At 67.7% G+C, this 17,937-nt stretch carries 14 protein-coding genes; 10 read left to right on the forward strand and 4 right to left on the reverse strand.

The genetic code is table 11. The features are described 5' to 3' along the window. Positions 1–53: 53 nt before the first annotated feature. A complete protein-coding gene (locus tag AB0K12_RS19410) occupies positions 54–1,493 on the reverse strand; it encodes an acetyl-CoA synthetase (protein ID WP_364562559.1) in 1,440 nt (479 codons plus the stop codon). A 294-nt stretch (positions 1,494–1,787) separates the two neighbouring features. Here AB0K12_RS19410 and AB0K12_RS19415 point away from each other — a divergent pair, with 294 nt between their 5' ends. The 6 genes from AB0K12_RS19415 to AB0K12_RS19440 all read left to right on the forward strand — a co-directional run bounded on the left by AB0K12_RS19415 (position 1,788) and on the right by AB0K12_RS19440 (position 11,413). Further along, positions 1,788–2,927, forward strand: coding sequence for a trypsin-like peptidase domain-containing protein (locus tag AB0K12_RS19415; protein WP_364562561.1), 1,140 nt, complete (start codon positions 1,788–1,790; stop codon positions 2,925–2,927). 286 nt (positions 2,928–3,213) lie between these two features. Further along, positions 3,214–4,317: a hypothetical protein gene (locus AB0K12_RS19420; protein WP_364562564.1), complete on the forward strand. Its 1,104-nt coding sequence runs from the start codon at positions 3,214–3,216 to the stop codon at positions 4,315–4,317. A 198-nt stretch (positions 4,318–4,515) separates the two neighbouring features. After that, positions 4,516–5,676, forward strand: coding sequence for a hypothetical protein (locus AB0K12_RS19425; RefSeq protein WP_364562567.1), 1,161 nt, complete (start codon positions 4,516–4,518; stop codon positions 5,674–5,676). Between the two features lie 559 nt (positions 5,677–6,235). Then, positions 6,236–7,768: a hypothetical protein gene (locus AB0K12_RS19430; protein ID WP_364562569.1), complete on the forward strand. Its 1,533-nt coding sequence runs from the start codon at positions 6,236–6,238 to the stop codon at positions 7,766–7,768. A gap of 436 nt (positions 7,769–8,204) precedes the next feature. Then, positions 8,205–9,752: a hypothetical protein gene (locus AB0K12_RS19435; protein ID WP_364376766.1), complete on the forward strand. Its 1,548-nt coding sequence runs from the start codon at positions 8,205–8,207 to the stop codon at positions 9,750–9,752. Between the two features lie 176 nt (positions 9,753–9,928). Further along, positions 9,929–11,413 (forward strand): hypothetical protein, encoded by a 1,485-nt coding sequence (locus AB0K12_RS19440; protein ID WP_364562573.1) that lies wholly within the window; start codon positions 9,929–9,931, stop codon positions 11,411–11,413. Positions 11,414–11,486: 73 nt separating this feature from the next. Here AB0K12_RS19440 and AB0K12_RS19445 read toward each other — a convergent pair whose 3' ends face one another. After that, positions 11,487–12,845, reverse strand: a complete 1,359-nt coding sequence (locus AB0K12_RS19445; protein WP_364562576.1) for a hypothetical protein — start codon at positions 12,843–12,845, stop codon at positions 11,487–11,489. Between the two features lie 264 nt (positions 12,846–13,109). Continuing rightward, the gene (locus AB0K12_RS19450) at positions 13,110–14,297 is read right to left on the reverse strand and encodes an NADP-dependent malic enzyme (RefSeq protein WP_364562579.1); all 1,188 of its coding nucleotides are present in this window, start codon (positions 14,295–14,297) and stop codon (positions 13,110–13,112) included. A 342-nt stretch (positions 14,298–14,639) separates the two neighbouring features. On the opposite strand from AB0K12_RS19450, the gene AB0K12_RS19455 reads away from it, so the two are divergent. The 4 genes from AB0K12_RS19455 to AB0K12_RS19470 all read left to right on the forward strand — a co-directional run bounded on the left by AB0K12_RS19455 (position 14,640) and on the right by AB0K12_RS19470 (position 17,597). After that, positions 14,640–15,500, forward strand: a complete 861-nt coding sequence (locus AB0K12_RS19455; protein WP_345389547.1) for an ABC transporter substrate-binding protein — start codon at positions 14,640–14,642, stop codon at positions 15,498–15,500. A gap of 3 nt (positions 15,501–15,503) precedes the next feature. After that, on the forward strand, positions 15,504–16,331 hold the full coding sequence (locus AB0K12_RS19460) for an amino acid ABC transporter permease (RefSeq protein WP_364562584.1): 828 nt from the start codon (positions 15,504–15,506) through the stop codon (positions 16,329–16,331). Beyond that, positions 16,328–17,071: an amino acid ABC transporter ATP-binding protein gene (locus tag AB0K12_RS19465; RefSeq protein ID WP_364562587.1), complete on the forward strand. Its 744-nt coding sequence runs from the start codon at positions 16,328–16,330 to the stop codon at positions 17,069–17,071. Before AB0K12_RS19460 ends, AB0K12_RS19465 begins: the two co-directional genes overlap by 4 nt. 67 nt (positions 17,072–17,138) lie before the next feature. Next, complete coding sequence (locus AB0K12_RS19470) at positions 17,139–17,597, forward strand: CGNR zinc finger domain-containing protein (RefSeq protein ID WP_364562590.1); 459 nt, start codon at positions 17,139–17,141, stop codon at positions 17,595–17,597. Here AB0K12_RS19470 and AB0K12_RS19475 read toward each other — a convergent pair. Continuing rightward, complete coding sequence (locus AB0K12_RS19475) at positions 17,534–17,935, reverse strand: S24 family peptidase (protein WP_364562593.1); 402 nt, start codon at positions 17,933–17,935, stop codon at positions 17,534–17,536. The genes AB0K12_RS19470 and AB0K12_RS19475 overlap by 64 nt on opposite strands. Positions 17,936–17,937: the final 2 nt, after the last annotated feature.

Consider the following 17,937-nt stretch of genomic DNA (forward strand, 5'->3'; position numbering starts at 1 on the left):
AATGTCAAGAACAGATAGTAGTCACATCGTCACAGCTTTGCGCTCACTTCACGTCACCACGAGGCCACATTGACCTTGCCGTCCGTGACCACCCGCACCTCCTGCCCGACCAGTTCCCGCGACTCGGCCTCGGCCAGCAGCTCCTCCTCCACCACCACCGCATAAGCCCGCCCAGAGCCCGGCACCTCCACCACGACGAACCCCTTCTCGAACCCCCCGTCCCGCCCGTGCGCCACCGTGTACCCGGCCACCGTCCCGGTCCCCGAGCAGGCGGAAACCAGGGGCACCTCCTTGCCGACGTGAACGGGGGCGGGGTCCCCCACCCGCCCGCCTGGCTCGCTCGACCACACCGCGCAGCTGTGCTTGGTCAGGTGCATCCCGACCCCGGTCACCAGCCCGTGCCCCGACTGGGCGCGCAGCAGGCCGGCCATGGTGGCCGTCGAGTGCAGCACGTAGTCGCTGGCGGGCCCGCCAGCGTACGGCAGCCCGCCCGTGACGGTGAGCCCCCGCCGATCAAAGGGGTCGAGCCCGAACGCGTCGCACGCCTGCCGGAGCGCGACCGCGAAGCAGCTGTAGACGTCGAGCGCGTCCATGTCGCCGAGCCCGAGCCCGGCGCGGTCGAAGGCGGCGCGGGCGGCGGCGCCGGCGGCGGGCGACGAGCCCAGCGAGGGCCGCGCGGCCACCTCCCAGGTGTCCTCCGCGTACGCCCACCCCCGCAGGTACACCCGCTGCTCGGCGGGCACCCCCAGCCGGTCGGCGAGCGCGGTGGCGGCGAGCACGACGGCCGCCGCCTGGTCGACCTCCAGCACGGCCACGGTGGAGCGCGTGTACGGCCAGCCGACGTACCGCGGGTCGGCGGCCAGCTCGTCGGGGGTGCGCACGGCCCGCCGCCACGCATGGGGGTTGGCGGCAGCGACCTCGGTCATCGGCGCCATCATCAGAGCCCGTTCGCGCACCTCCTCCTCGATCGTCACCCCGAGGCGGGCCCGCCGGGCGGTCTCCATGATCGGGTAGGTGTGCACGGGCAGGAACAGCCCGTGCGCCAGCGCGGACGGGTGCGGCGGGCGCTCCCACCCGTATGGCGGCTTGGGGTCGGCCGGGTGGCTCCACGGCACGTGCTCCCCCGCCTTCCTGTACGCCCGCCGCGTCGCCAGCGCCTCGGCCCCGGCCACGAGCGCGCTGTCGAACTCGCCCGCCGCGATCCCGGCCGCCGCCGCCCCGATGAGCAGCTGCGGCGCCGTGCCGCCGACGGCCGAGTACGCGCGATGGCGTGGCGCGGCCCCCAGCCGCTCCGCGAGCCGGCCGACGGGCGAGTCGTACTGCCAGGAGTCGGTCCAGACGACCTGGAGCGAGCCGAGCCGCGAAAGAGGCAGCCGCGCGTCGTCGGCGGCCTCGCGCGCGACCGACTCCCACAGATCGAGCGGTTCTGGGCCGGGCTGTTCGCGAATGGTGCGTTGCGCGATGCCGATGAGACAGGGGGTGCGTGGATCCATGAACACAGCTAACCAGAACATCGCTCTGTTGATAAGCACCGTGCGTCGAGTGGCCCGTGATAATAACGGTTACCACTGATGCTCAGGACAATAAAACACGGCTCCGACCAGCGAAGATGCTCAGAGGTAATACCTGCGACTTCGCCATTCAGGTAACGGAACGGAACCGTCCCATGCTTTTTCTCGTCGCTTTATGGCGACCCGGGAGCGCCATTCATTAACGTTTCGAACGTTTTCCTGGCCCACCGGGGCGCAGTACCCCGCTCTGGGCCGCCGAAAGCCGAGAGGAGCTCCATGTTTTCCCGAGCAAGGCGCGTCGCGATCCCCCTGGCCGGCCTGATGGCCATCGGGCTGACGGCGGGGACGGTCAACAGCGCCGCAGCCGGCACCGCGACAGGCACGACGGCACGCTCCGACGTCATCTCCAGGAACGCGGCCACCCCCGCCGAGCAGGCCGTCCAGTTCTGGACCCCCGACCGCGTCAAGCGAGCCACCGACTACGACGACGGCCTCGACGTCTCCACCAGGGGCGTCAAGGGCAGCAACGACACCCCCGACGGCCCGCCCGGCTCCGTCCCGCCGATCGGCGCGGAGAAGAGCGGCAAGACCAAGAAGAGCAAGCAGGTCAACCTGCCCAACACCGTCGGCCGGGTGTTCTTCACCCTGCCGAAGACCGACCCCCGCAACCCGAAGAACTGGCGCTACTGCTCGGCCAGCTCCGTGCAGGGCAAGTACCGCAACCTCGTGGCGACCTCGGCCCACTGCGTGTACGACACGAAGAAGAACACCTTCTACGACAACTGGGTCTTCATCCCGTCGTACTGGGACGGCGACACCGCCTGGACCGGCAAGGCCCCCTACGGCATCTACGCCGCCAAGACCTTCAACGCGCACGACGACTTCGTGGTGAAGGAGGACTACGACTACGACTACGCGTTCGTCAACGTCTACAACGGCATCAAGGTCAACTGGGAGAAGTCCGGCAACCGGTGGCGGTGGACGGTCAAGAACGTCGGCAGGCTCGGCGACAACGTCGGCGGTCAGGGCTTCACCTGGAACAGGAGCACCAAGCTGAACGTGTTCTCCTTCGGCTACCCCGCGGGTGAGCACCCCGACGGCGACAAGCCGTTCACCGGGCGCACGATGAAGTGGTGCTACGGCAAGACCAAGGCGATGCCGGAGGCCAGGAAGTACAACCTCCAGGAGCACATCGGCGTCAAGTGCTCGTTCACGGCCGGCGCGAGCGGCGGCCCGCTCCTCTACAACTACAAGAGCGCGTCACGCACGGGTTACCTCGTCGGCGTCAACAGCGTCGCGTGGGACACCGACGGCAACGACCGCTACGACCACATCTCCTCGCCGTACTTCAACGGCGACACCTACAAGGTCTACAAGGCCGCGGCCAACCGCTGGACCGGCAACATGCCGCGGTGATCGAACGGCACCCGGGCCCCGGTTCCCCTGGTTCCGGGGCCTCCGGCCATGCCCAAATGCGATCGCGCCGAGCACCCGCGCCCCCGCCGTGCCACGCACAATTCCAGGTGCGCCGAACCCGCCCCCGACCTGCGGCAACACGGCAAGTTAATGATCATTTACGCGTATGCCTGACGGAGTCCTTATACCTCACGGCGCACTCTTGATCAGGTAACGAATCTCTATCCGAGCTGCAATACAGTCAACACTTCTGGAAAAATCCACCCTTACGACCCGAGAAAGGCAATTGATGATCCCCCGAGCCAGGCACCTCGCGGCCGCTGCCCTCAGCAGCGCGCTGCTGATGCTGCCTGCGCTGACCCTGTCCACCTTCACGGGGATCGCCCATGCCGCCCCGGCGAGCAAGGTCTACGCCGTCCCGCTGGCCAAGACCGCCGCCGACGTCCAGCGGGTCGCCGAGTACTGGAAGCCCGACCGCCTGAAGAAGGCCGACAGCTTCAACCCGGCGACGCCGGGCACCTCGGAGAACGCCGCCGCGACCACCACCGCCTCCGCCGCCCCCGTGGCGGCGGTCAAGCGCTCGATCGCCGCGCAGAGCGTCAACGCCGTGCCGCCGCGCAAGGGCGGTGCCGCCGCCACCATGGGCAAGGTCTTCTTCCGGTTCGGCGACAAGGAGTACTGGTGCTCGGCCAGCTCGGTCGCTGCCAGGAACCGCAGCGTCGTCGCCACGGCGGGACACTGCGCGTACGACTCCCGCCAGGCCAAGCCCGCCGACTACTGGATCTTCGTCCCCAACCCCGGTCCCAGCGGCGAGACGCCGTACGGCATCTACGTGGGCTCGTCGATCAGCCTGCACGAGGACTGGTCGGGCCGGGCCGACTACGACTTCGACTACGCGTTCGTCACCGTGCACCGGGGCTTCACCTGGACGGCCAAGGACGGCGGCTACGTCATGCAGGACGTCGGCCGGCTCCAGGACAACGTGGGCGGGCTCGGCATCGCACTGAACAAGAAGCCGGGCACGTACGCCTCGGCCGCCTTCGGCTACCCGGCGGGCGTGCAGCCCGACGGCTCGACCCCGTTCAACGGCAAGAAGCTGATGAAGTGCAGGGAGCGCACGACGCGCTTCACCGTCGCACCCAGCCGTGACCTGCAGAAGGGCGTGGAGCTGGCGCCGTGCGACTTCAGCCCGGGCGCCAGCGGCGGCCCGTGGGTGATCGGCTACGACGACACGCGCCGGCTCGGCAGCCTCAACGGCGTCAACAGCCTGACCTGGAACAGAGACGCCAAGGGCGGCTATGACGCGGTGTCGTCCCCTTACTTCGACACCACCACCGGGGAGGTCTACCGGCACGCGGCCGGGCTGACCACGCCGGCAAATGTGACGTAGATCATAGAAACCGATCGGCACCCTCAGACGTCCAGCAGCTTCTCTGTCACGAGACGATCACGGCGCGCTTGGAGACCATGGGGATGATCTACAGCAAATTCCCAGGAAGAGGATCAAAGCTGTAGGTTCCGGGCTGTCCATTTGCTGAGTTCAGGAGGGCCACGAGGCGCCTCCTCGCCAGCGCAACCTGGAGTTACGTTGAAGCGAATCCTCCTGCCCGCCGGCGGCGCCGTCCTGGCCACCGGTCTGCTCGCCACCGGCCTGACCGGGACATCGCAGGCCGCCGCGCGTGTCGCCCACGACCCGATGGCCCGCAACTCCTCGGCCGCGGTCTCCATCGCCTCTTTCTGGCTCGCCTCCAACGGTGCCGCGCTCCGATCGGCGACCCAGTACACGTGGGACTCGAAGGAAGTCAGGAAGGTCGTCTCCAAGGGCGGCTACACCCCTGACGGCCGGCCCGGCACGACCGCGCCCACCGGAGGCACGAAGGCAGCCGGCGGCCAGAACGTGAACCTGCCCAAGACCGTCGGCAAGGTCTTTTTCGTCGACGCGCACGGCAAGTTCCGCTGGTGCTCGGCCACCTCGATCCAGTCGAACTACCGCAACCTGGTCGCCACGGCCGGCCACTGCGTGTACGACACCGACAGCAACAAGGACACGCTCGACAAGTGGGTCTTCGTCCCCGGCTACTACCAGGGCAAGGCTCCTTGGGGCATCTACGTGGGCAAGCAGGCCTTCACCCACTACGACTTCGACGTCTACGAGGACTACGACCGCGACTACGCGTTCGTCACCGTCTACAACGGCATCACCCTCCAGCGCGTCAAGCCGGTGAGCAAGCGCGACTACCAGCGCTTCACCGGCCCCAAGCGCTCCTGGGGCGGCCGCTACCACCTCCTGGTGGTCAAGGACGCGGGCCGGCTCGGTGACAACGTCGGCGGCCAGGGCTTCGCGTGGAACCAGCCCACGGGCAAGCCGGTCCGCACGTTCGGCTACCCGGCCGCGCCGCACCCCGACGGCGACCGGCCGTACAGCGGCGTGACGCCGAAGCACTGCTACGGCAAGACGACCGGCAAGAAGCTCGGCGCCTCCTGGCTGAAGATCGAGGAGCACGTCGGCCTCAAGTGCGCGGTGACCCCGGGCTACGACGGCGGCCCGTGGCTGCTGAACTACAGCAACGGCAAGCGCACCGGTTACGTCAACGGCGTCACCAGCACCTTCGCCGACCAGGACGGCAACGACCGCATCGACTACATCACCTCGCCGTACTTCGACGGCGAGACGGCCTCGGTCTACAACGCGGCCAAGAACGTGTGGTCGGGCAAGATCGTCGGCCCGAACGGCGAGCTGTACAAGTAAGCCCTACCAGGGGAAGCGAGGGCCTCGGTCTCCGAGGCCCTCGTCTTGTTTACGGGCCCAGCAAGGCCCCTGGCGCCCTCAGAAGACCTCCGGCCGGCCAACGGCACGGAGGTCTTCGCATGTCCGGAACCTTTCCGGAACCTGTCGGGAACGTGCCGGGAACGCGTCCAGAAACCCCGCGCGGACGGCCTTCCTGAGAGGTCAATAGACCGAAGCTGAAGATCACCTGGGAGCGAGGGTGAGCTTAGACGGGCTGAGGCTCCAATTCGGTTCCTGTGATCTGAGTCACGATCAGCCGATCACCGAGAGTATCGGGGCACTAACGAAACTTCCGTACCAAGAGCATCACCCCACGCGTACCCTGCAAAAACGTGATCTCCCCGTCACGCCGCGCGAAGATCTCTGACTGGTAACGGAAAGGTCACGGCGGTAAGGGTGACTACCGGATCTTCCCAACCGGGTTTCACCTGCGGAGATCACCACGCTATGTTCCTTGCTATCCCTTTACTGACGCATGGGACGCAAATTGCGACCCACGACAGAGCAAGGAGCAGTTCCCTTGAAGCGCATCCTCATCCCCGCCGGTGGCGTTATCGCCGCCACCGGTCTGCTGGCCGCCGGCCTCGCCGGTACGGCCTCCGCCGCGTCTGACGTCGCCAAGGACAACCTGGCGACCTCTGCGGCCAACGCGAACGCGATCGCCTCCTTCTGGGCCGAGAACAACGGTGCCGCCCTCAAGGCCGCCACCGAGTCCAACGTCTGGGAGAAGAGCGACGTCGCCAAGCTGCAGAGCAAGGGCGGCTCCACCACGGACACCAAGCCGGGCTCCACCGCGCCGATCGGCGAGGAGAAGAAGACCGCCGCCAAGGTGCAGAACGTCAACATGCCGAAGACCATCGGCAAGGTCTTCTTCGTCAACGGCAAGGGCGAGAAGAAGTGGTGCTCCGCCACCTCGATCCAGTCGCAGTACCGCAACCTGGTCGCCACGGCCGGGCACTGCGTCTACGACACCGGCGCCAACGCTGACGTGATGGACAAGTGGGTCTTCGTCCCCGGTTACTACCAGGGCAAGGCTCCTTGGGGCATCTACGTGGGTAAGCAGGCCTTCACCCACTACGACTTCGACGTCTACGAGGACTACGACCGCGACTACGCGTTCGTCACCGTTTACAACGGTGTCAAGGTCGACGGTTCCGAGTCCAGCAAGAACGTCTCCAAGGCCGAGTGGGACAAGTACACGGGCCTGAAGGACTCCAAGGACGTCGAGATCAGCAAGGAAGAGTACCTGAAGGGTTCGGTTGACCCCACGTCGACCGAGTCCTACTGGGTCAAGCGTGGCTCCGCCCCCGAGGCGACGGGCCCCGACTTCCCTGGTGCCACCGTCGGCAAGGTCGAGGTCTCCGAGGGTCGTTACAACCGCGCCGGCATCGGCAAGGGCAACGGCCGCAAGTTCGGTGAGCCCGTCACCGAGAACGTGACCGCCAACGAGGCCGCTGCCTACAAGGCCAAGCAGCGTCGGAACTCCTTCAAGTACCCGGCCAAGGTCGAGCGCGACCGTCGCGGCAACTGGACCATCACGCACTTCTTCGTGCAGCAGTGGTACAAGCCGGGCTCGGACACGAAGTTCTACAAGACCGTCTTCTACATCATCGACCACAAGTCCCTGGACGCGGGTCGGCTCGGTGACAACGTCGGCGGTCAGGGCTTCGCGTGGAACCAGCCCACGGGCAAGGCCATCCGCGTGTTCGGCTACCCGGCCGCTGCGCACCCCGACGGCAACAAGAACTACACCGGCATTACTCCGAAGTGGTGCTACGGCAAGACCACCAAGAAGCTGGTCGGTTCGGCTGCCAAGAAGATCGAGGAGCACGTCGCCCTCAAGTGCGCCATGACCGAGGGCGCCGACGGTGGTCCGTGGCTGTACAACTACAGCAACGCCAAGCGTCTCGGCTACGTGAACGGTGTCACCAGCACCTTCAACGACCAGGACGGCAACGGCCGCGTTGACTACATCTCGTCGCCGTACTTCGACGGCGAGACCAACACCGTCTACAAGGCCGCTGCGGCCTCGTGGTCCGGCAAGGTTGTCTGACGTAACAGCCGGCGACCGGTCCTGAACCGTTCGTAGACCTGTTACACGCGAAGGGCCCGGCATCTGCCGGGCCCTTCTGCGTTCCGTCCCCGGATGTGAAGCGCTTTGGACGCACGGGAGCCCGATACGGTGCCATCAACCCAATGTGATGTGCGTCACATGGTCAACGCCGGCCGGAACGACGCAACGCCTCGCTCCCCGGGCGCCCCACTGACACCGTCTTTATGTTGATCAGGGCAAATGGAAGAGAGATCGCCTTCTTCCGAGCTTCTGCGCCAACGCCTCTTAAACATCACAGATCGATCACGCCCGACGAGTCGCCTCTTTTCCTTCCAAAGCGGCTACCGGACCTCAAGATCGACACTGTATGTTCCTGCCATCCCTTTACTGACGCATGGGACGCAAGAGGCGTTCCACGACAGCGCAAGGAGTTACCGTGAAGCGCATCCTCCTCCCGGCCGGTGGCGCCGTTCTGGCCACTGGTCTCCTGGCTGCCGGCCTGGCCGGCACCGCTCAGGCCGACAACACCGTGGCCAACGCCGACCTGGCGAAGACCGCGGCCCAGGCCCAGGAAGTCGTCGAGTTCTGGACCAAGTCGAACAACGCGGCGCTCAAGGGCGCCACGGCCTTCAGCCCCGACGCGCTCGAGGTCAAGAAGACCGTGACCGGTGGCGGCTATACCTCTGACACCAAGCCGGGCTCCACGCAGCCCATCGGCGAGGAGAAGAAGACCACCGCCAAGGTCCAGAACGTCAACCTGCCGAAGACCATCGGCAAGGTGTTCTTCGAGGGCCACGACGGCAAGCTGTACTGGTGCTCCGGCACCTCGATCCAGTCGCAGTACCGCAACCTGGTCGCCACGGCCGGGCACTGCGTCTACGACGTGGTCTCGAACAAGGAAGTCGTCTCCCGCTGGGTGTTCGTCCCCGGTTACTACCAGGGCAAGGCTCCGTGGGGTCTGTACGTGGGTAAGCAGGCCTTCACCCACTACGACTTCGAGGTGTACGAGGACTTCGACCGCGACTACGCCTTCGTCACCGTCTACGACGCCCTCGCCGGTTCCGCCAAGGAGCCCAAGAAGGTGTACTGGGACGAGTACCGCAAGTACCGCGGCGAGAAGTTCGTCAAGGAGGTCCCGGTTAGCCGGGAAGAGGCTCGCAAGCGCCTCGACCCGCACAACAAGGACGTCTACTACTTCAAGGGTGGTACCCCCGACGAGGCTGTCGGCCCCAACTACCCGGGCGCCGAGGTGACCAAGCACGAGGTCACCGCGCGCGAGTACTTCCGCGCCCGCTCCGGCCAGGGCCAGGGCCGCAAGTACGGTGAGCCCGAGGTTGAGCAGGTTACCTACAACCAGGCGCTTGAGTACCTCAAGGGTCAGGGCTGGAAGCCTGGCACGGAGGCCAAGCCGAACGCGGAGTTCCCCGGCACCGTCAAGCTGGACCGCGCGGGCAACAGCACCATCACGCACTACTACACCCAGCTGTGGGTGAAGAAGGGCGAGGACAAGGGCTGGGTCCGCAAGGACTTCTACACCGTGGTCAGCGGCCTCAAGAGCGGCGGCCGTCTGGGTGACAACGTCGGTGGCCAGGGCTTCGCGTGGAACCAGCCGTCCGGGAAGTACGTCCGGACGTTCGGTTACCCGCAGGGCGCGCACCCCGACGGCAACAAGCCCTACACGGGTGTCACGCCGAAGTGGTGCTACGGCAAGACCTCGCACAAGGCCCTGCAGATCCCGTCCCGCAAGGTCGAGGAGCAGCAGTCCTTCAAGTGCGCCGTGACCGCCGGCTACGACGGTGGCCCGTGGCTGTACAAGTACAGCAACGCCAAGCGTCTCGGCTACGTCAACGGTGTCACCAGCCTCATCGCCGACACCGACAAGAACAACCGCTACGACACGATCACCACGCCTTACTTCGACGGTGAGACCAACGTCGTCTACAAGGCCGCTGCGGCCTCGTGGTCCGGCAAGCTCGTCCCGTAGTAAGACGCGGCTTCGTGGACAGCGATTTGTTCCTGTCCAGCAGCTAGGAACCGAAGGGCTCGGCAGCCAGCCGGGCCCTTCGGCCTTTTTCGGCCCAATTTGGGAATATCCCTTACCAGAGTGACTGGTGGGTCGATAGGGTCTTTACACCCTTTTTGACAACAGTGGAGCCCCCGTTGAAGCGCCTGCTCATCCCCCTTGTAAGCGCCGGCCTCAGCGCCGCAGTACTCGCCGCACCCGCCTCAGCCCAGCCGAGCTGGGCTTCCGAGAACCTCACGCCGAAGGCGGCCGACGCGTACGGCGACGCCTTCTTCTGGCTGGACGCCAACGGAGCCGCGCTCCGCAAGGCGACGCAGTACACCCTGGACACCAAGGACGTCCCGAAGCTCGTCTCCGCGCAGAGCAAGACCGTGCCGGACGGCAAGCCGGGCATGACCGGCCCGACGACCACCAGCAAGGCCACCACCAGCAAGAACGTCAACCTGCCCAAGACGATCGGCAAGGTCTTCTTCCTTGACGAGCAGGGCCGGTACCGCTGGTGCTCCGCCACCTCCATCCAGTCGAGGAACCGCAACCTCGTCGCCACCGCCGGTCACTGCGTGTTCGAGCACGGCAAGGACGACGTGTTCGACAAGTGGGTCTTCGTCCCCGGCTACTACCAGGGCAAGGCCCCCTGGGGCGTGTACGTCGGCGCGTACGCCTTCACCGCCTACGATCTCGACACCTACGACGACTACGACGGCGACTTTGCCTTCGTCGCGGTCCACAACGGCTTCGCCCTGGCTCCCGAGCGGGCGGTCTCCCGCAAGGAGTTCAACGAGTGGCTCGGCGACAAGTGGATGAAGCCGCGCGAGATCACCGCGCAGGAGTTCGTCAAGTGCAAGCTCAACCTGGGCGAGTGCTGGTCGCAGGGTCACGGGACGCCGTCGCTGGTCGGTCCTGACCACCCGGACGCCGCGCTCGAGCGGGTCGAGGTCAGCAAGGCGACCTACGACCGTGCCGGCGAGGGCAGGGGCCAGGGCTTCAAGTTCGGCGAGCCGATCGTGGAGCAGGTGACGGCCAACCAGTACCAGGCGTACAAGGGCCTCGGCACCAAGGGCAAGGACAAGGTCGGCAACTACACCATCACCCACTACTACACGCAGAAGTGGGTCAAGCCCGACAGCGGCCGTAAGTACTACCAGGCGCAGTGGATGGTCGGCATCGCCAAGGACCTCGGCGCGCTCGGCGACGTGGTCGGCGGCCAGGGCGTGGCCTGGAACCAGCCGCTGGGCCAGAGCGTGACGGCCTTCGGCTACCCGAGCGCCCCGCACCCCGACGGCAACAAGCCGTACTCCGGTGTGACGCCCAAGTGGTGCTCCGGCAAGACCTACACCAAGTCCGTGCAGGTCAACACGTTCAAGGTCGAGACGCACCAGATGCTGAAGTGCTCGATGACCGGCGGCGCCGACGGCGGCCCCTGGCTCATCAAGTACAACAACAGCAAGCGCACCGGCTACGTCAACGGCGTGACCAGCGTGTTCGCCGACAACGACGGCAACGACCGGATCGACCACATCAGCTCGGCCATCTTCGACGGCGAGGTCGCCGACGTCTACAACAAGGCCAGCTTCAAGGACACCGGGGCCATCGTGACCCCCAAGGGCGAGCTGCTGACGTAAGCACCAGCCACCGACGGCCCGCACCCCGGCGTTTCGCCGGGGTGCGGGCCGTTCGCGCGTTCATACGGCAGGTTCATACGGCCGTGAGCTCGCGGGTGCGCTCCCGCAGCACCATCACCGGCCGCTCGTTCTTGTACGGTTCGAGCCGCCGCCGCAGGTCGGCCGCGTACGACCGGGACCGCGCCGACTGCAGCTCACCCGCCAGCGCCAGCGCGCCGCCGGCGGCCGAGCACGCCTCCTCCAGCTCGCCGCACTGGAGCAGCCCCGCCGCCAGCAGCGACAGGTTGAACATCCGCCCCCGTACGTAACGGCCGTCCATGTCGAGGGACCGCCGCGCCTGGCGGACGACCCGCTCGCCCTCACCGAGGTCACGGAAGCAGTGGGCGAACTTGGCGGACAGATAGGCCTCGTCGAAGTAGCCGAGCCAGGTGGGCTCGTCGGCGGGCCTGCGGGTCTCGAAGGCGCGCTCCGCCTCGTTGAGCGAGGCGCCGCAGGACCGGGCGTCACCCAGCCCGGCGTGCGCGTGCGCCTCGAGGACGTGGGCGGAGGCGAGGAGCGTCTGCACGCCGGCCTTGCGCGCCGCCAGCTGGGAGGCCCTGGCGAGGTCGAGCGCGTGTGCCGGCTGGCCCATGTAGATGGCCTGGTGAGCCATCCCGGCCAGGATCTCGCCGCCCAGGGTCTGGTCGTCGGCGCCCCTGGCCAGGCGCAGGGCCTGGATGAGGTAGCGCTGGGCGAGACCGTGCTGCTCCATGTCGTAGGCCATCCAGCCGGCCAGCCTGGTCAGCTCCGCGGCCGCGGAGGCCAGCTTGCGGCCGGTGGCCTCGTCGTAGGCGCCGTCCTTGAGCAACGGGGAGACGGCGGTGTCGAGGTATTTGATCACGGACGAGCGGACCCTGCCGCTGCCGAACCGGTTGTCGAGCTCACTGAACGAACGGGTGACCTCGTGGATCGCGGCGATGTCGGCGCGGCCTATCCGCCGCGTCCCCATGCCGCTCATGCGTCCCTCCTGCGGGGACGTCAGCCAGCGTACGGCTCCAACGGAGCCGGCTCCTATCGCGAACGTCGAGTCGATCAGGAACCTCCGTCTCTCTACATCGGCCCGCCACAGTGCCGTCACGGTCGCGACCCCCTCCTGCCACGTGTGCGTGAACTCCTGCCCGAGATCGAGGGGTGTGATGGTGGCCGGCATGCCGAGGTCCTCAGAGGTGACCGGCCTGCCCAGCCGCAGCGCGAAGATCTCGCCGAGCAGGCTGGGAACCGGGTCGCGCGGCCGTTGACCGCCGATCCAGCGCAGCACGGAGCTGTGGTCGTACTTGAGGCCCGGGGTGCCACGGGCGGCTCCGAGATCATTGAGGCGCCTGGCCAGTCCCTTGTGGGAGAAGCCCGCCTCTGCGATGAGCTGCTGCAGCAGTCGGTTCGGCTCGCGTTCCATCGCTCTCCTCGTCACAGGAGTCGGCGCCCACATCCTTACAGAGAGCTACTGTTATAGCACCTTGAGTAAAGGATTTTTGACGGTTCCCAAAGGTCACCCCAACTCCATCCCACCCCACCGCCGGTCTCGCGCCAGGTCGTGCCGGCGACCCTGCTCCTGGACGGCGACTTCACCTACCCGCGAAACGGTGGGGTAATCGGCGCGTCGAGGAGTGCGAAAGGGGCGGGCGCGGGCCGGAAGGCCCGCACCCGCCCCTGTGCGGAGTCAGAGGCGTGCGACGCCGTCGGCCCTGGCCTGCGCGGCCACCGCGGCGATGACGGCCGGCGCCACCCGCTCGTCGAAGGGGCTGGGGATGACGTACGCCGCCGACAGGTCGTCGCCCACGACCCCGGCCAGCGCGTCGGCGGCGGCCACCTTCATGTTCTCGGTGATCGATCCGGCCCGCACGTCGAGCGCGCCGCGGAAGACGCCGGGGAAGGCGAGCACGTTGTTGATCTGGTTGGGGAAGTCGGAGCGGCCGGTGGCGACCACCGTGGCGTGCCTGGCGGCCACGTCGGGGTGCACCTCGGGTGTCGGGTTGGACAGCGCGAAGACGATGGAGCCCGGCGCCATGGACGCGATGGCCTCCTCGGAGACCGTCGAGCCCGACAGCCCCACGAACACGTCGGCGCCCGCCAGCGCCTCCTCCGTCGAGCCGGTGTGCCCCGCCTTGTTGGTGTCGCGGGCGAGCGCCTGCTTGACCGGGTTGAGCCCGTCGCGGCCGTCGTAGATGAGGCCCTTGGAGTCGGCGACCGCGATGTCGCCGATGCCCGCCTCCAGCAGGATGCGGGTGACGGCGACGCCGGACGCGCCGGCTCCGGCCACGACGGCGCGCAGGTCGCCCAGCGTGCGGCCGGTCAGGCGGGCGGCGTTCTTCAGCGCGGCCAGCACGACGATGGCGGTGCCGTGCTGGTCGTCGTGGAAGACGGGGATGTCGAGCGCGTCGCGCAGCCGCTGCTCGACCTCGAAGCAGCGGGGGGCGCTGATGTCCTCGAGGTTGATGCCGCCGAACGAGGGCGCGAGCCTGGTGACGGTCTCGACCAAGGCGTCGACGTCGGTGCAGTCGAGGCAGAGCGGGACGGCGTCGACGTTCGCGAACTCCTTGAACAGCAGCGCCTTGCCCTCCATGACCGGCATGGCGGCCGACGGGCCGATGTCGCCGAGGCCGAGCACGGCGGTGCCGTCGGAGATCACCGCGACCACGCGGGAGACCCACGTGTAGTCGGCGGCGAGCGCGGGATCGTCGGCGATGCCGGAGCAGACCCTGGCGACTCCCGGCGTGTAGGCGAGCGACAGGTCGTCCGCGTCGCGGACGGGCACGGTGGAGCGGATCTCGATCTTGCCGCCGCGATGCAGGGCGAAGGCAGGATCGGCGTCGAGTGCGGTGGAATCAGAAGCGGGCGTGGCAGCCACAGCGACCCCTGTAGTGATTGGTAGCGGAGAAACCTTCGGCGGACGAGCGCGAGCGGGCTGGCTTCGGTAGCTGCCAGAGTCCCCTCGCCGATCGTCTCGTTGAGGGGGTTCGGGGGTCACCCGTGTCCCCATAGTGCCACATGGTGAGATGGTGATCGATGCCGTTGCCGCGGAGTCACCGCGCTCACAGGACTCTCAAGGCCGTCTCCATCCGGCCTGGTGTCGGCTCTGACGCCGTTCCGTTGACGCATCGTTAAACGTCCGATGACAGATACGCACAAAACCCCATTTAAACTGCACAAAACGCACGTCATGGCATTTCACTTCTCGAGGAGGCCGTACATGGCCCTCAGCCCCAAGGGCCGCCGCGGCTACGCCGCCGGCGCGCTCGCCCTGACCGCCGCCCTCGCGCTGTCCGCGTGCGGCGGCGAGAGCGGCTCGAGCTCCGGCACCACCAGCGCGAGCGCCACCGGCGCGGCCGCCGGCGTCAAGCTGGTGCAGCCCGGCAAGCTCACCGTCTGCACGAACATCCCGTACGAGCCGTTCCAGTTCAAGGACGACAGCGGCAAGGTCGTCGGCTTCGACGTGGACATCGTCGACCTGGCCGCGAAGAAGCTCGGCGTCGAGCAGAACATCGTCGACATCGACTTTGCCGTCATCAAGAGCGGCGCCGCGATGGCCGCGGGCAAGTGCGACGTCGCCGCCGCCGGCATGACCATCACCCCCGAGCGGCAGCAGAACATCGACTTCTCCGAGCCCTACTTCGACGCCACGCAGGCGCTGCTGGCCAAGAAGGGCACCGGCGCCAAGTCGCTCGAGGACGTCAAGGCCAAGGGTCTCAAGCTGGGCGCGCAGGCCAGCACCACCGGCCTCGACTACGTCAAGAAGCAGGGCTTCGACCCCACCGAGTACGCCGACTCCGCCAAGGAGCTGCTCGCCCTGCAGGCGGGCCAGGCCGACGTCGTCGTCCAGGACCTGCCGGTCGTGCTCACCTGGCTGAAGAAGTCCGACATCGCCGAGAAGTTCGAGCTGATCGCCAGCCTCGACACCGGCGAGCAGTACGGCATCGGCCTGAAGAAGAACGCCGACCCGACCCTGCTCAAGACGATCAACGAGGAGATCGCCAAGGCCAAGCAGGACGGCACCTACGAGAAGATCTACGTGAAGTGGTTCGGCAAGAAGCCCGGCGAGCTGGGCAGCTGATCCATGGCCGAGCAGCCCAAGACGGCTGAGCCTGCTCGCGCCAGGCTCAGCCCCCGCAAGAAGCAGCAGATCAGCCGGGGCATCCAGTACGCCGTCCTGGTCCTCGCGCTGGTCGGCGTCGTCCTCTACGCCGACTGGGGCAGCCTCGCCCAGAACTTCGCCAAGGGCGAGGTCGCGCGCCAGGCCCTGCCGGAGCTGTTCACCATCGCGCTGCGCAACACGATCATCTACGCAGTCACCGGGTTCGTGCTCGCCTTCGTGGCGGGCCTGGTGCTGGCGCTCATGCGGCTGTCGTCGGTGGGTCCCTACCGGTGGATCGCGATCCTCTACATCGAGATCTTCCGGGGCCTGCCGGCACTGCTGATCTTCATCCTGATCACGTTCCTGCCGCTGGCGCTGCCCGGGTTCGTGGTGCCGTTCGGCACGTATGGGCAGGTCGCGCTCGGTCTCGGCGTGATCGGCGCGGCCTACCAGGCCGAGGTCTTCCGCGCGGGCCTGCAGGCCGTGCCGAAGGGGCAGATCGAAGCCGCGAGGTCGCTCGGCATGTCGGCCTTCCGCTCCCAGGTCACCGTGGTGATCCCGCAGGCCATCCGCATGGTCATCCCGCCCACCACCAACCAGTTCGTCGCGCTGCTCAAGGACTCGTCGCTGGTGTTGTTCCTCGGCGTGTCCAGCGAGTACGTCGAGCTGGCCAAGTTCGGCAACGACCTGGCCTCCCAGTATGCGAACGCGACGCCCATCATGATCGCGGGACTGACGTACCTGATCGTCACCATCCCGCTGGGCTACCTCGCGTCCCGGCTGGAGGGACGTAAGGGGAGGACGCGATGACGCACGCCATCGAACTGCGCGACCTGCACAAGTACTTCGGCCAGAACGAGGTGCTCAAGGGCATCGACATGACCGTGGACACCGGCCAGGTGGTCTGCGTGATCGGGCCCTCCGGCTCGGGCAAGTCCACGCTGCTGCGCTGCGTGAACCTGCTGGAGACGCCGACCAGGGGCAAAGTGTTCGTGGAGGGCGTCGAGGTGACCGACCCCGACGTGGACATCGACGCCGTACGCCGCCGCATCGGCATGGTCTTCCAGCAGTTCAACCTGTTCCCGCACATGACCGCGCTGGAGAACGTGATGATCGCCCAGCGGCGGGTGCTCAAGCGGGGCAAGAAGGAGGCCGAGGTCATCGCCCGGGAGAACCTGGACAAGGTGGGCGTCGGCGCCAAGTGCGACGCCCTCCCGAGCCAGCTCTCCGGCGGCCAGCAGCAGCGGGTCGCCATCGCCAGGGCGCTGGCCATGAGCCCCGACCTGATGCTCTTCGACGAGCCCACCTCGGCGCTCGACCCCGAGCTGGTCGGCGACGTGCTCACCGTCATGCGCAAGCTGGCGGAGGAGGGCATGACGATGCTGGTGGTCACCCACGAGATGGGCTTCGCCCGCCAGGTGGCCGACCGGGTGGTGTTCATGGACGGCGGCGTGGTCGTCGAGGACGGGCCGTCGTCCCAGGTGATCGGCGATCCGCAGCAGGAGCGCACGCGGATGTTCCTGCACCGCGTCCTGCACCCGGAGGACTGACGCCTTTCTCAGGACCGGAGGGCGGGACGCGCGCGGCGCGCCCGCCCTTCTGGTGTAATACACCGGCATGGACCTGACCTCTTACGCGGAGTGGGCGGTCCGGCTGGCCAACGACCTCGCGCCGCCGGCCGAGCTGCGCAGGCTGCGCGACGAGCTGGCCGCCGTGTTCGACGCCGCCGGTGACGAGCGCGCGGTGGCGTCGCGGCTCAACGCCCTGCTGGAGCGCTATCCCGTACGCCCGCAGCTGTCCGACCACGACGGCCACGGCTGGCACCTGCACCTGGCCGACGACCCCGCGGCGACGGCCGTGATGGGCCTGGCCGCCGTCGTGGCGGAGCTGGGCGTCGACCGGCTGGGGCGCTGCCACGAGCCGCGCTGCCGCCGTGCCTTCCTCGACACCTCGTCCAACCGCTCGCGCCGCTACTGCTCGGCCCGCTGCGCCAGCCGCGCCAACGTGGCCGCCTACCGGGCCCGCCGCCGCGACGCCGCCCGGCCGGCCGGCGGGCGGCGGATCAGCGGCCAGTAGCGCAGCACGACGCGGCCCACGACGTCCTGGACCGGCCCGAAGTCCCAGCTGTCGCGGCGCCCGCTGGCCCGCTGGTTGTCGCTCTCCAGCCACCAGCCGTCGGCGCCGTGCCATTGGGCGCGTTTGACGATCAGCCGGTCGGGGTCGCCGGGCAGGCGGGCGACGACGAGGTCGCCAGGACGTACGGCGGCGCCCCGCCGGACCAGCAGCCAGTCGCCCGGCAGCAGCGCGGGCCGCATCGAATCCCCTTCGACACGCACTCTCATCGGCTGTGACCCCCTACTCCGCAGGCGTCGGGACCCGAGTAAGGTCGGTTGTGGACCAAGCTGATTCAGCATCC

This window comes from Nonomuraea sp. NPDC049419 (assembly GCF_040676995.1).
GTDB lineage: Bacteria > Actinomycetota > Actinomycetes > Streptosporangiales > Streptosporangiaceae > Nonomuraea > Nonomuraea salmonea.